13 protein-coding genes are annotated in these 15,738 nt (G+C 62.3%); 8 read left to right on the plus strand and 5 right to left on the minus strand.

Going from position 1 to position 15,738, the window contains the following annotated elements; all coding sequences use genetic code 11:
- The first annotated feature begins 63 nt into the window (after positions 1–63).
- The 3 genes from A3A9_RS0123045 to A3A9_RS0123055 all read left to right on the plus strand — a co-directional run bounded on the left by A3A9_RS0123045 (position 64) and on the right by A3A9_RS0123055 (position 2,740).
- A complete protein-coding gene (locus A3A9_RS0123045; protein WP_027060893.1) occupies positions 64–888 on the plus strand; it encodes a chromate resistance protein ChrB domain-containing protein in 825 nt (274 codons plus the stop codon).
- Positions 885–2,276, plus strand: coding sequence for a chromate efflux transporter (chrA, locus tag A3A9_RS0123050; RefSeq protein ID WP_027060894.1), 1,392 nt, complete (start codon positions 885–887; stop codon positions 2,274–2,276). The genes A3A9_RS0123045 and chrA overlap by 4 nt, the downstream gene beginning before the upstream one ends.
- 65 nt (positions 2,277–2,341) lie before the next feature.
- The gene (locus tag A3A9_RS0123055; RefSeq protein WP_027060895.1) at positions 2,342–2,740 is read left to right on the plus strand and encodes a hypothetical protein; all 399 of its coding nucleotides are present in this window, start codon (positions 2,342–2,344) and stop codon (positions 2,738–2,740) included.
- 21 nt (positions 2,741–2,761) lie between these two features.
- Here A3A9_RS0123055 and A3A9_RS0123060 read toward each other — a convergent pair whose 3' ends face one another.
- Entirely contained in the window at positions 2,762–4,351 is a 1,590-nt protein-coding gene (locus A3A9_RS0123060) for a trimethylamine methyltransferase family protein (RefSeq protein ID WP_027060896.1), read from the minus strand.
- A gap of 192 nt (positions 4,352–4,543) precedes the next feature.
- Positions 4,544–6,037, minus strand: a complete 1,494-nt coding sequence (locus tag A3A9_RS0123065) for a PLP-dependent aminotransferase family protein (protein ID WP_027032881.1) — start codon at positions 6,035–6,037, stop codon at positions 4,544–4,546.
- A 302-nt stretch (positions 6,038–6,339) separates the two neighbouring features.
- Here A3A9_RS0123065 and pgi point away from each other — a divergent pair, with 302 nt between their 5' ends.
- Both pgi and A3A9_RS0123075 read left to right on the plus strand, forming a co-directional pair.
- The gene (gene pgi, locus A3A9_RS0123070) at positions 6,340–7,983 is read left to right on the plus strand and encodes a glucose-6-phosphate isomerase (RefSeq protein WP_027060897.1); all 1,644 of its coding nucleotides are present in this window, start codon (positions 6,340–6,342) and stop codon (positions 7,981–7,983) included.
- 5 nt (positions 7,984–7,988) lie between these two features.
- Complete coding sequence (locus tag A3A9_RS0123075) at positions 7,989–8,711, plus strand: HAD family hydrolase (RefSeq protein ID WP_027060898.1); 723 nt, start codon at positions 7,989–7,991, stop codon at positions 8,709–8,711.
- A gap of 42 nt (positions 8,712–8,753) precedes the next feature.
- Here A3A9_RS0123075 and A3A9_RS0123080 read toward each other — a convergent pair whose 3' ends face one another.
- From A3A9_RS0123080 to A3A9_RS0123090, 3 genes are all read right to left on the minus strand, one after another.
- Positions 8,754–9,755 carry a serine hydrolase domain-containing protein gene (locus A3A9_RS0123080; RefSeq protein ID WP_027060899.1) on the minus strand — a complete coding sequence of 334 codons (1,002 nt, stop codon included), beginning with the start codon at positions 9,753–9,755 and terminating at the stop codon, positions 8,754–8,756.
- A 134-nt stretch (positions 9,756–9,889) separates the two neighbouring features.
- Positions 9,890–10,567: a class I SAM-dependent methyltransferase gene (locus A3A9_RS0123085; RefSeq protein WP_082222190.1), complete on the minus strand. Its 678-nt coding sequence runs from the start codon at positions 10,565–10,567 to the stop codon at positions 9,890–9,892.
- 50 nt (positions 10,568–10,617) lie between these two features.
- Positions 10,618–12,633: a long-chain fatty acid--CoA ligase gene (locus A3A9_RS0123090; protein ID WP_027060901.1), complete on the minus strand. Its 2,016-nt coding sequence runs from the start codon at positions 12,631–12,633 to the stop codon at positions 10,618–10,620.
- Here A3A9_RS0123090 and A3A9_RS45295 point away from each other — a divergent pair.
- The 3 genes from A3A9_RS45295 to A3A9_RS0123100 all read left to right on the plus strand — a co-directional run bounded on the left by A3A9_RS45295 (position 12,594) and on the right by A3A9_RS0123100 (position 15,738).
- Entirely contained in the window at positions 12,594–12,920 is a 327-nt protein-coding gene (locus tag A3A9_RS45295; protein WP_202596405.1) for a hypothetical protein, read from the plus strand. The two genes, A3A9_RS0123090 and A3A9_RS45295, sit on opposite strands and share 40 nt — an antisense overlap.
- Positions 12,921–13,086: 166 nt before the next feature.
- A complete protein-coding gene (locus tag A3A9_RS0123095; protein ID WP_027060902.1) occupies positions 13,087–14,685 on the plus strand; it encodes an ABC transporter substrate-binding protein in 1,599 nt (532 codons plus the stop codon).
- Positions 14,686–14,730: 45 nt separating this feature from the next.
- Positions 14,731–15,738: an ABC transporter permease subunit gene (locus tag A3A9_RS0123100; RefSeq protein WP_027043625.1), complete on the plus strand. Its 1,008-nt coding sequence runs from the start codon at positions 14,731–14,733 to the stop codon at positions 15,736–15,738.

The raw sequence follows: 15,738 nt of genomic DNA on the forward strand, positions 1-15,738 counted from the left end.
ACGACCCCGTGAGGCGTCAGCCCAACGTTCGCGTCCAAGCTTCTCTATCAGGAGGTGGACGCCATGCCGTCAACAACCGCTATCACCGTATCGCAACTGTCCCGGCTGGTCGGCCTGCCGGGTGCGCCTGCAATCATCGATGTTCGCATCGATGAAGATTTCGACGCCGATCCGCGCCTGCTGCCGGCTTCGAGCCGGCGTGATTTCAAAACCGTTTCGACTTGGGGATCCGAATTTGCCGGCAGGCAAGTCTCGATCGTCTGTCAGAAAGGTCAAAAACTCTCGCAAGGCGTGGCCGCATGGCTGCGGCACGAAGGAATTTCCGCTGAATCTCTCGAAGGCGGCTTCGAAGCCTGGCGCGAGGCAAATGGGCTTTTGGTCCGCACCGAAAACCTGCCGCCGCGCGATGAAAAAGGCCGTACCGCGTGGGTGACGCGATCCCGCCCGAAGGTCGACCGCATCGCGTGTCCCTGGCTGATCCGGCGTTTCGTCGATCCGCACGCGGTCTTCCTGTTTGTCGAGGCGGCCGAGGTGGCTGCCGTGGCCGACCGCTTCACGGCCGTGCCCTTCGACATCGACACTGTGTTCTGGAGCCATCGCGGCGAACGCTGCACCTTCGACACGATGATCGAGGAATTCGGCCTGCAATCCGCGGCGCTCGATCGCCTTGCCGTGATCGTGCGTGCGGCCGACACGGCGAGCCTCGATCTGGTGCCCCAGGCCGCTGGCTTTCTGGCTGCCTCGCTTGGCCTGTCGCGGATGTTTCGCGACGATCTGGAACAGCTGGAAGCAGGCATGCTGCTCTACGATGCGTTCTTCCGTTGGTGTCGCGACGCCACCGAGGAAACGCACAACTGGCCCGCTGCTGGCGCGGGCAAACCGTCGTGAGCGCTCTTGCCCCGGAAGATAGAGTGGTGACCATCGAGGCGCCGGCTGCACCGACTTTTGCCGAAGCCTTGAAGGTCTGGGCGAAGATCGGATTGCTCAGCTTCGGCGGACCGGCCGGGCAGATCGCCCTGATGCATAAGGAATTGGTCGAGGAGCGGCGCTGGATCGGCGAACAGCGTTTCCTGCATGCGCTGAACTACTGCATGCTGCTGCCCGGCCCGGAAGCCCAGCAACTCGCCATCTATATCGGTTGGCTGCTGCACAGGACGATCGGCGGCCTTGTCGCCGGCATCCTGTTCGTAGTACCCGGCGCGCTCGTCATGCTCATCTTGAGCAGCCTCTACGTGCTCTATGGCGACATGCCGCTCGTCGAGGCGCTTTTCCTCGGGGTGAAGGCGGCGGTGCTTGCCATCGTCATCGAGGCGGTGATCCGCATCGGCCGGCGCGCCCTGAAAAACCCAGCCATGGTGCTGATCGCGGTTGGCGCCTTCATAGCCATCTATGCGTTGAATGTGCCGTTTCCGCTCATCATCGTGCTGGCGGGCCTGACAGGATGGCTGGGAGACCGCGTCGCTCCCGGCCTGTTTTCCGGCTCCGCGCATGGCAAGGGCGATGTTGCCGACATCAAGGGAGCGGTTGACCTGATGTTCGAGCGCGGCGAGCTGACCCATGTCAAACCGACCAGATGGCATGCGCCGCGCACGGTTGCGATCTGGCTGCCGATCTGGCTCGGGCCTGTTCTCGTGATCTGGTGGTTCACCGGCTCTGCCAGTGTATGGACCGAGATAGGCAGGTTCTTCAGCCTGATGGCGGTCGTCACCTTCGGCGGCGCATACGCGGTGCTGGCCTATGTCGCGCAGGCAGCCGTCCAGTCCTTCGGCTGGCTCGCCCCCGGTGAAATGGTCGATGGTCTCGGGCTTGCCGAGACGACACCAGGTCCGCTCATCCTGGTGTTGCAGTTTGTCGGATTCATCGCCGCGTTCCGTCACTCCGGCTCACTGAACCCGTTGCTTGCCGGATCGCTTGGAGCGCTGCTGACCTTGTGGGTGACGTTCACGCCGTGCTTCTTCTGGATATTCCTCGGCGCGCCCTATATCGAGGCGCTGCGCGGCAACAAGGCATTGTCGGCCGCGCTCGGCGCGATCACCGCAGCAGTTGTCGGCGTGATTATGAATCTCGCTCTGTGGTTTGCCTTGCACGTCGTTTTCCGTGAGGTGCACGCAATGAGTCTGGGCATGAATGTGCCGGTGCTCTCGTCGATCGACTGGCGTGCGGCGCTGCTTTCCTGCGCCGCGATGATCGCCATCCTGAAGCTCAGGATAGGCATGCTGCCGACACTCGCCGGATCGGCTCTTGCCGGTGTCTTGTTGTTGGCGGTAGGAGGCTAGATCTTCGCCTGCCTTTGTATTCCGCTTGCGCACCACCTAAGTGGCTGGAAACGGATTGGACCATCATGGCGCAACGACGCTCTTCCCTCGGCTTCCTCGGCATGTTCGGCCGCTCGGGTGATCTGAGGCAACTCGACGACGCCTTACGCGGCGCCGACTTGCATCCTGCCCTTGTGCCTGAGGGGGTAAAACTCACCATCGTCAATCTGATGAAGGATCGCTGGCCCAACGAGCCGCCCAGCCAGGCCTATCCGGACGTGGCGCAACTGTTCAGCTATTGCGTTGCCGGGCCGGAAACCTTCGAAAGCTCGCATGGCTTGCAGCTTCGGCAGGGCGTGGAACGCCGGATCGAGGCCGCGGTGGAGGCCGGCGACAGCTTCGACGCGCAAATCGTGCTGATGGCGCTGCACGCCAACCTGATCAATGCCGAAGTCGTCGAACGCTACGGGCTGAGCATGGACTAATCTATTTTGACGGGAAGGGGCCTACCCGCCCATATTGGCGCGCGGCAGCTTGATCATGTCGCCGAAGCGGGCGCGCAGTTTGTCGTCGAGCGGCTTCGGCACATGGCGCGGGAAACGCTCGGCAAGGACGCGTTTCTTCTCGATGATCGCGCGCTGCAATATGTCGGGCCGACCCTTCTCGTTCCATTCCTTCGGTGAAAAGCGGTCGCCGACGGCCGGATAGAAATACTCGGTCTGCATCAGCCGCAGCGTCTGCTCGTTGCCGAGATAGTGTCCAGGCCCCTTCAGGCAGACGTCAGTGATGGTGTCGATCGACAGCGATTCATCAGACACTTCGATGCCGCGCACGCAGCGCAGGCAATGGCCGAGCATGTCATTGTCGATGATCAGGCTTTCCAGGCAGAAGCCGAGCAGCGAGGCATGCATGCCGGCGGATTCATAGACCAGGTTGAGCCCGGCAAGACCGGCCATCACGTCGGTGATGCCTTTCTCGTAGCCGGACTGGATGTCGGGCAGTTTCGAATCCGTCATGCCGGCGGCCGAACCGCCCGGCAGATCGTAGAACTGCGCCATTTGTGCGCAGGCAGCAGTCAGCACCGCCTGTTCGGCCGAGCCGCCCGACATGGCGCCTGTCCGCAGATCCGACACGAACGGCCAGGTGCCGAAGATCGCCGGATGCCCTGGCTTGATGGCATTGACATAGACCAGACCGGCCAGCACTTCGGCCACCGCTTGCACGACGGCGCCGGCAATTGCCGCCGGCGCGGTGGCGCCGGCCTGTCCGGCCGACAGCAGCAGGATCGGGATGCCGCCCTCGACACAGGCTTCGAGCACGCCGCAGGCGTCCTCGGCGAACTTCATCGGCGGCACGACGAAGCAGTTGGAGTTCGACACGAACGGCCGGGCGCGGAAATTCTCCTCGCCGCCGGCAATCGCATAGAGCATCTCCAGCGCCGGCTGCACATTCTCACGCACCGTGAACGAGGTGCCGACATGCTTGGACGTGCCCATCACGCAGGCGTAGAGCGTGTTGAAGTCCATTTCGAGCGGATCGGGAATGTCGCGCGGCACCATCGGCCGCTGGAAGAAATGGATGTTGTCGAGCCCTTCGACGAGGCGGGCGGCATCATAGATGTCCTGCAGCAGCGATTCGCGATATTCGCGCTTCTCGACATCGACCAGATGCACCGCGGCGCCGGCCGTGCCGTAATGCACACGCTTGCCCTGGATCAGCATGTCATGTTTCGGATCCTGGCCGTGCAAGGTGAAATTCCGCGCTGCCTTCTTGATCGTGTCGAGCACCAGTGCGCGCGGAAAGCGAATACGGCCATCATCGCCATAGGTGGCGCCGGCCTGGGTCAGCGCCTCGATGCAGGAGGGGATGGCATTGGCGAAGCCGACGGTCTCCAGGAGCGTCAGCACCGCCCCGTGGATGCGTTCCTGGTCGGTGTGCTTCAGCGGTCCGTAGCTGCCGCCTTCGAGGCCGGCGCGCACAGGCTTGATGTCGTCGGCCAGGGGCGCTGCCCGCATGGCACGACGCGCTTCGCGTCCACCGGAGCGGCGCGAGCGCTGATCCGCCGCCGCTTCCTGCTTTTCAAGAACTACTGACATGGAGACACTCCACCTTTTCTCGGAAACAGGGCGGCGGTTGGTCCACCATCGGCTGCTTCTTCCCCTTTGTGCCCCGACTATGCCGCCGGCATTGGCACAGACTATGGGCCAGCCGGTCTGGTTGCATATGCCAGTGCTAAAGGAGTCGAAGCCGCACCCGTGCGACTCCGGTCAAAGGATCGAGCGAATGGATCAGGCAGCTGCCGGCCTGCGACCGGCCGCGGTGGCGAGTTCCCGTATGCCTGGCTCGATGTGCTGCAGCGCGATCGAGGAAATGCCCAACCGCATGAAACGCGAGGGCTTTTCGGTGCGGTCGAAAAAGCGGTCGCCGGGCTCGATGATAACGCTGCGCGAGGCCGCGGCCTCGGCAAGACCGCGGGAATCGGTGCCGCGCGGCCCCTCGAGCCAGAGCGACGTGCCGCCGGCCGAGTCGGTCGAGCGCCATTCGGGCAGGAAAGCCGAAATCGCATGGACCAGACGCTTGCGCCGCTCGTCGAAGGCGCTCGACAGTCGCCGCACCAGCGCTTCGTGATGGCCGAGCGACAGGAACAAGGCGACGGCACGCTGGTTGTTCGCCGGCGGATGCCGCAGCATGAAACGACGCAGCGCCCTGAGCTCGGAAATCAGTCCAGCAGAGGCAACGATGTAGCCAAGCCGTAGGCCGGGAGCCAGCGTCTTCGACATCGAGCCGACATAGACGACGCGGCCGGAACGATCGAGGCTCTTCAGCGCCTGCTGCGGCGCCTCATCGAGAAGCTGGCTGTCATAGCCGTCCTCGATGATAATCTGGTTGTGCCGGTTGGCGCGCGCCAGCAGATCCTGCCGCCGCTCCGCCGAAAGCGGCACCATGGTCGGGCAATGGTGGCTGGGCGTAACGAATACGAAGCCGGAATCATTGGAAATAGAGGAGGTTACGATGCCGGACTGGTCGACCGGCACCGGCTGGATCTCGGCGCCCGCAAGCCGGAAGATCGAGCGTGCGTCGGGATAGCCGGGGTCTTCCATCGCCACCTTCGAGCCTTTGGTCATCAAAAGCGTCGCCAGCATATAAAGCGCGTTCTGGGCGCCCAGCGTGACGATGATTTCGTCCGGGTTGGCGAAGATGCCGCGCCGGGGCAACAGCCGCGCCTGGATCTGCTCGATCAACAGCGGATCGTCGCGGTCGACCATATCGGACGCCCAGTTGCGGATTTCGAGCACGGCCAGCGCCATGCGGTTGCACTCGCGCCACTCGGCGGTCGGGAACAGCGTCGGGTCGAACTGGCCGTAGACGAAGGGATAGGACGACTTGATCCAGTTCTCGTGCTTGGCCGGCGGCGGCATGTCGCTCGCGGCAATCTGCCGGCGCGCCTTCCAGTCGATCTCGTTGGCCTGGTCGGGCGCCTTCTGGTGCGGCTTGGCCGGCGTCGCCAGCACGTCGGGATTGACGAAATGGCCGCGCCGCTCGCGCGCCACCAGGAAACCCTGGTCGACGAGCTGCTGGAAGGCCAGCACCACTGTTCCGCGGGCCACGCCGAGTTTTTCGGCCAGGATCCGGCAGGAGGGAAGCGGCATCGAAGCGGCGATCTGACGGTCGAGAATGGCGGCCACGATGGCTTGGCGGATCTGCGCCTGCAGGGTCTGGCCGGATTCAGCCGAAATCCGGAACAGGCCGGACCATATCGCCGTGTCGTTTCTCTGTGGCATGGAAGATGTTCCTCGATGGCCAGCTTTTTTCACTTGGCTGGACCAGTCGAATGTAACGGTGGCACAAGGGGTTGCGCCAATCAATTTTTCTGATCTTTGGGATTTATGCCAGTGATCCTTCCGCCGAAGTCAGGCGCTGAAATCCTCTTCGATCGACACATTGTGTCATCGCATCGTGATGCGATGCGGCATCGCCGCGTATTGACCGCACGGAGTTCGGCTCAATAGTTGTGCCGCGACGACACGCGCCGGAAACATCCGGTCTGATATGGTGCGTCGAAAACGCCAGGAGCCCCCCGCCAGTGGATCACTCAGCCTTTCAGAAACAGTTAGCCGCGTTGCGCGATCATCGCACTGCTGCGCACGCCTCAATGCGCCAGGCCTTCGCCGCCGATCCGCAACGGTTTACGACATTCTCCGCCACCGATGACAATCTGTTGCTCGACTGGTCGAAATGCGCCGTCGACGCGACCACCATGGATTTGCTGGAGAAGCTCGCTGGAGCCGCCGATCTCGAAGGCCGTCGCGCCGCGATGTTCGCCGGCAAGAAGATCAACATCACCGAAGATCGCGCGGTGCTGCACACGGCACTGCGCAATCTCAGCGGCAAGGGCGTCACGGTCGACGGCCAGGACGTCAAGGCGGACGTCCTCTCCGTACTCGATGCGATGGGCGCCTTCGCCGACGCCATCCGCTCCGGCAAGGCGGCTGGTGCCACCGGCAAGAAGATCACCGACATCGTCAACATCGGCATCGGCGGCTCCGACCTTGGCCCGGCCATGGCGACGCTGGCGCTGGCGCCCTACCATGACGGGCCGCGCGCGCACTATGTCTCCAACATCGACGGCGCCCATATCCATGACACGCTGAAGGATCTGTCCGCCGAAACCACGCTGTTCATCATTGCCTCCAAGACCTTCACCACCGTCGAGACGATGACCAATGCACAGACGGCGCGTGACTGGGTGCAGAAGGCGCTCGGCAAGGAAGCGGTCGGCAAGCATTTCGCCGCCGTCTCGACCGCACTCGACCTGGTGGCCAAGTTCGGCATCGTGCCCGATCGGGTCTTCGGCTTCTGGGACTGGGTCGGCGGTCGCTACTCTGTTTGGGGCGCCATTGGCCTTCCCGTCATGATCGCTGTCGGCCCAAGGAATTTCCGCGCTTTCCTTGATGGAGCGCATGAAATGGACGAGCATTTCCGCACCGCACCGCTGGCGAAGAACCTGCCGGCGCTGCTGGGGCTGGTCGGCTGGTGGCATCGCGTCATCTGCCAATATCCGGCCCGCGCGGTCATCCCCTATGATCAGCGCCTGTCCCGGCTGCCGGCCTATCTGCAGCAACTGGATATGGAATCGAACGGCAAGGGCGTTACCCTCGACGGCACGCCGGTGGCGACGCCGACCGGGCCGCTGGTCTGGGGTGAACCCGGCACCAATGGTCAGCACGCCTTCTTCCAGTTGCTGCATCAGGGCACCGATTTCATCCCGGTCGAGTTCCTTGCCGCGGCCGTCGGCCACGAGCCGGAGCTCAAGCACCAGCATGACCTGCTGCTCGCCAATTGCCTGGCGCAATCCGAAGCGCTGATGAAGGGCCGCACGTTGGACGAGGCACGCGCGCAGATGCTGTCCAAGGGCATGAAACCGGCCGACGTCGATCGCATCGCGCCGCATCGTGTCTTCTCCGGCAACCGGCCCTCGGTGACCATCCTCTATCGCAAGCTCGACCCGCGCACCTTCGGCCGGCTGATCGCGCTCTACGAGCACCGCGTCTTCGTCGAGGGAACGCTGTTCAACATCAATTCCTTCGACCAGTGGGGCGTGGAGCTTGGCAAGGAACTGGCGACCGGCCTTCTGCCCGTCGTCGAAGGCAAGGAAAGTGCGGCCAAGCGCGACGCGTCGACCGCTGGCCTTGTGGGATACATCCACCAATTGCGTGGTTCGGAGTGAACGATTTGGCAGACATCAAGGGGATATTGTTCGACAAGGACGGGACACTTGTCGACTTCAACGCGACCTGGCTTGGCGTGGCCGACTTCATGGCCATGGATGCCTCCGATGGCGACCGCTGGAAAGCTGACAGGCTGCTTGCGGCGGCAGGCTTCGATTTCGCCAACCGGCGCTTCAAGCCTGACTCGATCTTTGCCTCCGGCACCAATCTCGATGTTGTCGAATTGTGGTTTCCGCGGCTGTCCAACGAGGACCAGATGCTGGCCGTCGCCCGCTTCAACGAGATCACTTCGGTGCAGGGCTCGGCGATGGCGGTGGCATTGCCAGGTGTCGTCGACTCCTTGGCGGCGCTACACAAAAGATCCTACCGGCTTGGCGTCGCCACCAACGATTCGACCAGCGGCGCGGAAAAGACCCTGGCCGCGCTGGGCGTCGCCCAGCTCTTCGATGCCGCCTATGGCTACGACGCGGTAGCCAACCCGAAACCGGCGCCCGACACCATCCAGGCCTTTTGCGACCTTACCGGGCTGAGGCCGTCGGAGATCGCCATGGTCGGCGATAACCGCCACGATCTCGAAATGGCGCGCGCCGGCGGCTGTGGCCTGGCGGTGGGCGTGCTCTCCGGCACAGGTACGCGGGAATCGCTGGCCGAGATCGCCGACGTCATCCTGGATTCGGTTGCCGACCTGCCGGATTTCCTTTCGGCGCGGGTCAGGGAGACGGTTTGAGGGGGAGGCTGGAGGGCAAGTAAGCTCTGGCTTTCTCCCAAGTCACCGGCCTCGGTCTGGCATGGCTGCGAGGGCGAGGCGCAGAATATCTCCCATCCGAACATCGTCTATGCCGTGATCGACTCTCGCCGATCTGTGCACGACGACGAGATCAAGCGTTGGAACAACGACGATGTACTGCCCGCCGAAGCCGCTCGCATAGAAACTCGGCGCACGGACACTCATGCTGTCGCCGGGCGCATTGGCCGCTGCCGTCCACCAGAGGTAGCCGTAGCCTCTCCCTTCTCCGATGTCCGATTGTGGGAGAGTGCTTTCCCGAACCCAGCTCTCAGGGACGAGCTGGCGCCTTCCCCAGCGGCCACCGCGAAGGTAGAGCAGGCCAACTCGCGCGAGGTCACGGGCGGTCATGCTCAACTTGTAGACGGGGTGCAGGGATTCCCGGCCTCCGAGGTAGTAACCGTCCCCCCTTTCGAAGTCTTGCATTCCGAGAGGAACCGCTACTCGCGTGGCAAGCGCCTCGAACACGGTCTGGCCCGTCTGGCGCTCCAGTATCGTTCCGAGCACGTTGAAATCCCAGTTGTTGTAGAACCAGTGCGAACCGGGTGGATGGCTGCCGCGTTCCGGTCGCCCATGCTCCGTATTGTAGACCGAGGGCAGATAGACGCCTGACCGGGCGCGCAGGAGGTCCGCGACCGTGGCTTGTTGCTCAGTTTGTGTGAGCGGCTGAAAATCGTCGATATGCAGATCCGCGAGCGTCGCGTTCAGATCGATCCTGCCTTCCGCGATATAGATGCCATAGAGGACGTTGATCAGGCTTTTCCGCACGGAGGCCACGCTCGACTTCCGAGCCACGTCACCCCATTGGAAAATGACGCTTCCGCCAGCGATGACCATCAGGGCTGTTGAGCGATCGTCGGCCAAATCGTGGGCAAGAGCGGCGAGGCGCTGGGTGGACCAACCGAGGCTTGCCGCTGATACTTCGGCCCACTCCATCTCCGGAAAAATCTGGCTATCCCTGGCGGACAGTGCTCGGTCCCCTGCCATTTCTCCTCCGAATCGTCACCCTCGGCCGGATTTTACATTGGAGAACAAATTCGAACACAGCGCATAACAAAAGGTGAGCGTATGCAGACGGTCCACCCCAGTCATCGGCAGCGACTGGGGCTTCGCTTCCAGCGTTAATGCCCTTCCTGCTCGAAGCGAAAAACACCGCTCGGTCTGGTCGCAGCACCCTTCGCGTCGCCAAAATCCGGCACCTGATATTCGGCCAGCAACCGCAACCGCGTCAGCGGCAGGTCGACGCGACGGGGATCGCCGACCAGAACCTCGATGCCGGCTGCCAGGCAGCGATCGAGGAACGGGATAACCCGCAGAGCAACCTCGTGGCCGTAGAACACATCGCCGGCAAGCACTAGGTCGACCGCTGGCGGCGGACCCGCTGTGATGTCCTTGTCTAAAATGGCGATCTCGACCCCGTTCGCAGCCGCATTGAGTCGGATCGCGGCGATGCCGTTGCGGTCGATTTCGGCGGCGATGACTTCGCGCGCCCCGGCCTTCGCGGCGGCAATCCCGACAATGCCTGAACCCGCCCCCAGGTCCAGCACGCGGCGGCCCGCCACCGTCATCGGATGGTCGAGGATGTAGCGTGCGAGCACGGTGCCGCCGGCCCACGCATAGGCCCAGTAGGGCGGCTGCGGTTCGGGCGTGCCCTTGTCGGTATCGTTGTCGTCTTCGAAGCCGAGAAGCCGCCTCAACCCGCTGCCTGGATGGGCCGTGTAGAGCCGGATTTCTGGAAGCGCCGGCACCGGAGCAAGCCGCAGATTGGCTTCGATGAATTCCGCGGGATCGAGGCGCAAGTCCCCGTCCGAGGCCCCGTTGCCTGGTGTATCGTTGTCGGCAGCCCTCACTATTCGCGCAGCGCCCGCCGCAAAATCTTACCGACCGGCGTCTTCGGCAATTCGGTCCTGAACTCGATGTATTTGGGCCGCTTGTAGCCCGTCAGGTTCTCGCGGCAGAAAGCGACGATGGCTTCAGCGGTCAGGGCGGGGTCCTTCTTGACGATGAAAAGCTTCGGCACCTCGCCGGAATGCTCGTCCGGCACGCCGATCGCAGCCACTTCGAGCACGCCCGGATGCATCGCCACGACTTCCTCGAGTTCGTTCGGGTAGACGTTGAAGCCCGAGACCAGGATCATGTCCTTCTTGCGGTCGACTATCTTGGTGTAACCGCGCTCGTCCATGAAGCCCATGTCGCCCGATTTGAAGTAGCCATCCTTGGTCATCACCTTGGCGGTCTCGTCAGGCCGGTTCCAGTACCCCGACATCACCTGCGGTCCCCTGATGCAGATCTCGCCGACCTCGCCCAGCGGCAGATTGTTGCCGTCATCGTCGCGGATGGCAATCTCGGTCGAGGGCAGCGGCAGGCCGATCGTGCCGGTGAAATCGCCGGCGCTGAACTTGTTGGCGGTGGCCACCGGCGAGGTTTCGGAAAGTCCGTAACCTTCGGTGACAGGACAGCCGGTCAACGCCTTCCAGCGTTCGGCGACGCCCTTCTGCACCGCCATGCCGCCGCCCAGCGTCAGCACCAGCGGCTTGAAGTCGAGCTTGCGGAAGTCCTCATTGTTGAGCAGTGCGTTGAACAGCGTGTTGAGGCCGGGAAAAACATGGACCGGATATTTCTTCAACTCCTTGACGAAGCCCGGAATATCGCGCGGGTTCGGAATGAGCACGTTTCGGGCGCCTTGCTGCATGCCCATCAGCGCGTTCACCGTCAGCGCGAAGATATGATAGAGCGGCAGCGCGCAGATGAAATTCGGGTGCGCAGGTTTCGGCTTGATCGTATAGGCGTCTTCCATCCACTGCGCGTTCTGCACGACATTGGCGAGCACGTTGCTGTGCAGCAGCGTGGCGCCCTTCGAGACACCCGTGGTGCCGCCCGTATATTGCAGGAAGGCGACATCGCTGGCCTCGACCTTGGCCGGCTTGAAGTTGCCGCCGGATCCCGCCTTCACGGCAGCGTTGAACTTGACGTGACCGGGCAGGGACCATGCCGGCACCATCTTCTTCACGCGGCGCACGACCAGATTGACGATCGTGCCCTTGAGGCCGCCGAGCATGTCACCCATGGCCGCCACCACGACATGTTTGACCGCTGTCCTGGCGATCACCGCCTGCAAGGTGTTGGCGAAGTTTTCCAGGATGACGATGGCCTGTGCGCCGGAATCCTTGAGCTGGTGCTCCAGTTCGCGCGGCGTGTACAGCGGATTGATGTTGACCACGACATAGCCCGCACGAAGCACGGCCATCATCGCAATGGGATATTGCAGCACATTCGGCATCATCAGGGCGACGCGCGCGCCCTTCTGCAGACCCTTCGACTGCAGATAAGCGCCGAACGCCGCCGACAGCCGCTCGACATCGGTGAAGCTGACGGACTTGTCCATGCAGGTGAAGGCCGGCTGGGCGGAAAACTGCTTGCAGGCGGCGACCAGGAAATCGCCGATCGAGCTGTAGGGCAAGGGGCCGATTTCGGCCGGTACGTTCTTCGGATAGCTCTTCAGCCACGGCTTCTCCGGTAACCCGGCGGCAAGCTCGGTGAGCGCCTTCGGCAGGCGCTTGGCGGTGGCCTCGACGGGCTTCGCGGCTGGCGAGGCTTTCGCTGCACTGTCTTTCGATGCCACTGCGTTGGTCGCTAAAGTTTTCGCCATCGGCTTTGCAGCGGACGTCGTCTTTCCGGTCGCAGGTTTGGTCGGGGCTTTTGCTGCCGGCTTTGTGCTCGTCTTCACGGGCAAGATGGCTGCCTTCGGCTTGGCCGCGGCGGCTTTGGCGACTGGCGCTTTCGGCTTGACGGTTGCGGCAGCTGCTTTTGGAGCTGCCTTGGCCGATGATTTCGCTGGCGCCGTCGTCTTTGATGCTTTTGCCAACAGTCCCTCCCTGGGTCGTTCTTGTTTGCCTGCGCCGCGCTCGCCCTGAGATAACAGAGACGTCCTCCGCTGCCGCCAGCATGTCCATCTATGTATTGCCTCTATCGGCGACGGTGCAAGTCTTGCCCTCGCGGCAAGGCGCCGAAAGATTTGCCGCCGAAATCTTTCCCGCCGGCGACGCTTGGAAAGGCATCTTTCCCCATCGATGTCGGATGGAGACGCCGCGCGTCGTCGATGTCGCCAGATGCCAGATCAATAAAAAAATGCAGTCGTTAACAATCCCGTGAATGGAAAAAACTGCTAATTTATTCTGTCATTTAGCAAAATCGCGGATTTTTTTCCTGCTTCCCGAGGGGTAAGCAAACGGGGTGTTCCAAAGCCGGAAAAACGGTGCTTATATGCGCGCTTCGCGAGCCTGATAGAGGGGCTTGGAAGAACATCAGGGAGTGCTCAATGAAAAAGAAACTCGCTTTTGCGGCCGCGTTGCTGGCTGCAAGCGTCCTGGGCGGCATGGCCAATGCGAAGACGCTTGTCTATTGCTCGGAAGCGTCACCGGCCAATTTCGACCCGGGTACGACGACCGGCGGCAACGATTTCGATGCCTCGTCGCGTACCGTCTATTCGCGTCTTGTCGAGTTCAAGCACGGCGGCACCGAGGTCGAGCCTGGCCTCGCCGACAAGTGGGAAATCTCGGACGATGGACTGGTCTATACTTTCCATCTGCATCCGGGCGTGAAGTTCCAGACCACCGACTATTTCAAGCCGACCCGCGATCTCAATGCGGATGACGTGGTCTTCTCCTTCGACCGCCAGTTCGACAAGCAGAATCCCTGGAACGGCGACAAGTACCTGCCGAACCTGACCTGGGACTATTACACCGGCATGGACATGCCGAAATACGTCGCCAAGTGGGAAAAGGTCGATGACCTCACCGTCAAGCTGACGCTGACCGAGCCGAACGCGCCGATGCTCGCCAATCTAGGCATGGACTTCGCGTCGATCGTATCGAAGGAATATGCCGACCAGCTGGAGAAGTCCGGCAAGATGGCCGATTTCTCCACAAAACCGATCGGCACCGGTCCGTTCCAGTTCGTCGACTACCAGCTGGATTCGGTCATCCGCTATGCGGCCCACCCGGACTACTTCAAGGGCAAGGAGAAGATCGACGATCTCGTCTTCGCCATCACGCCAGACGCGACCGCCCGCATCCAGAAGGTGTTGGCCGGCGAATGCGATATCGCGCCCTATCCGAACCCGGCCGACATCGGCACGATCAAGGCCAACAAGGACGTGACCCTGATGGATCAGGCCGGCCTGAACATTGGCTATATGAGCTACAACACAACCATCCCGCCGCTTGACAAGCCCGAGGTTCGCCACGCGCTCAACCAGGCGATCGACCGGGCATCGCTGATCAAGTCGCTGTTCCAGGATGCTGGCGCCACGCCTGCCGAAAACCTGATCCCGCCGACGATGTGGTCGTGGAACAAGGATGTGAAGACGGACGCCTACGATCCGGATGCGGCTAAGAAAGTTCTGGCTGCTGCCGGTCTGACGGACATCCAGCTCTGGGCTTCCGACCGCGTTCGCCCATACAACCCGAACTTCCAGCGCGCCGCCGAACTGATCCAGGCCGACTGGGCCAAGGTCGGCGTCAAGGCGGAGATCGTCAACTACGAATGGACGAAGTATCGCTCGGAAGGCAAGAAGAAGGACCGTCCAGGCGCCTTCCAGATCGGCTGGACCGGCGACAATGGCGATCCGGACAACTTCTTCGCCACGCTCTTCGCCTGCAACGCAATCGGTGTGTCGAACTACTCCAGCTGGTGCGACAAGGACTTCGAGGATCTGATCCAGAAGGCCAAGAAGACCAGCGACCAGGGCGAGCGCTCGAAGCTCTATGAGCAGGCGCAGGTCGTCTTCCAGAAGCAGGCTCCGGCCTTCCTGCTGGCACATAGCCAAGTCTACGCAGTCGTGCGCAAGAATGTCAGCGGGTTCATGATGGACCCGCTCGGCATTCACCGCTTCGACGGCGTTGACAAGGCCGAATAAGACTATAGAGCGGGGCGGCGCAATGAGGCGCCGCCCCCCTACATCATGCTAAAATATATCCTCCACCGAATTGCACTTTTGATCCCGACGCTTGTCGGCATCACGATCTGCGCCTTTGCGTTCGTCAGGCTGCTGCCCGGCGATCCGATCCTTGCCATGGCCGGCGAACACGGCGTGGCGCCGGCGCGTTACGAAGAGCTCAAGGAGCAGTTCGGCTACAATCTGCCGATCTGGCAGCAATATGCGCGCTATGTCGGTGAGGTCGTGACCGGCGATTTCGGCGTCTCGATTTCGTCCAAGCGCCCGGTGCTCGAAGAGTTCAAGACGCTCTTCCCGGCGACGTTGGAACTCTCATTTTTCGCCATGATTTTTGCCATGGTGCTCGGCATTCCGGCCGGCATTTTCGCGGCGATCAAGCGCGGCTCGTGGTTCGATCAGTCGCTGATGGGCACGGCGCTTGTCGGCTACTCCATGCCGATCTTCTGGTGGGGCCTGCTGCTGATCATCTTTTTCTCCGGCTATCTCGGCTGGACACCGGTCAACGGCCGCATCGACCTGCAGTACTTCTTCAAGCCGATCACCGGCTTCATGACCATCGATACCTTGCTCTACGGCAAATGGGACGCATTTCGCTCGGTATTGCGCCATCTGGTGCTGCCGACAATTGTGCTCGGCACCATTCCGCTGGCAGTGATAGCGCGCCAGACGCGCTCCGCCATGCTCGAGGTGCTGGGGGAGGATTACGTGCGGACTGCCCGAGCCAAAGGGCTTTCGTCGGCCCGGGTCATCGGTGTGCATGCCCTGCGCAATGCACTCATCCCGGTGGTCACCACTATCGGCCTGCAGGTTAGTACGCTGCTCGCCGGCGCCATCCTTACCGAAACGATCTTCTCCTGGCCGGGCATCGGCAGATGGATGGTCGAATCCATATCCAAGCGCGACTATGTTGTCGTGCAGTCTGGCCTGCTCCTGATCGCGCTTATCGTCATGGCCGTGAACCTGATCGTCGACGTGCTCTATGCCGTTATCAACCCACGCATAAGGGCGGCGTGA

The sequence above is a fragment of the Mesorhizobium loti CJ3sym genome (assembly GCF_000472785.1).
Taxonomy (GTDB): Bacteria; Pseudomonadota; Alphaproteobacteria; order Rhizobiales; family Rhizobiaceae; genus Mesorhizobium; species Mesorhizobium loti_E.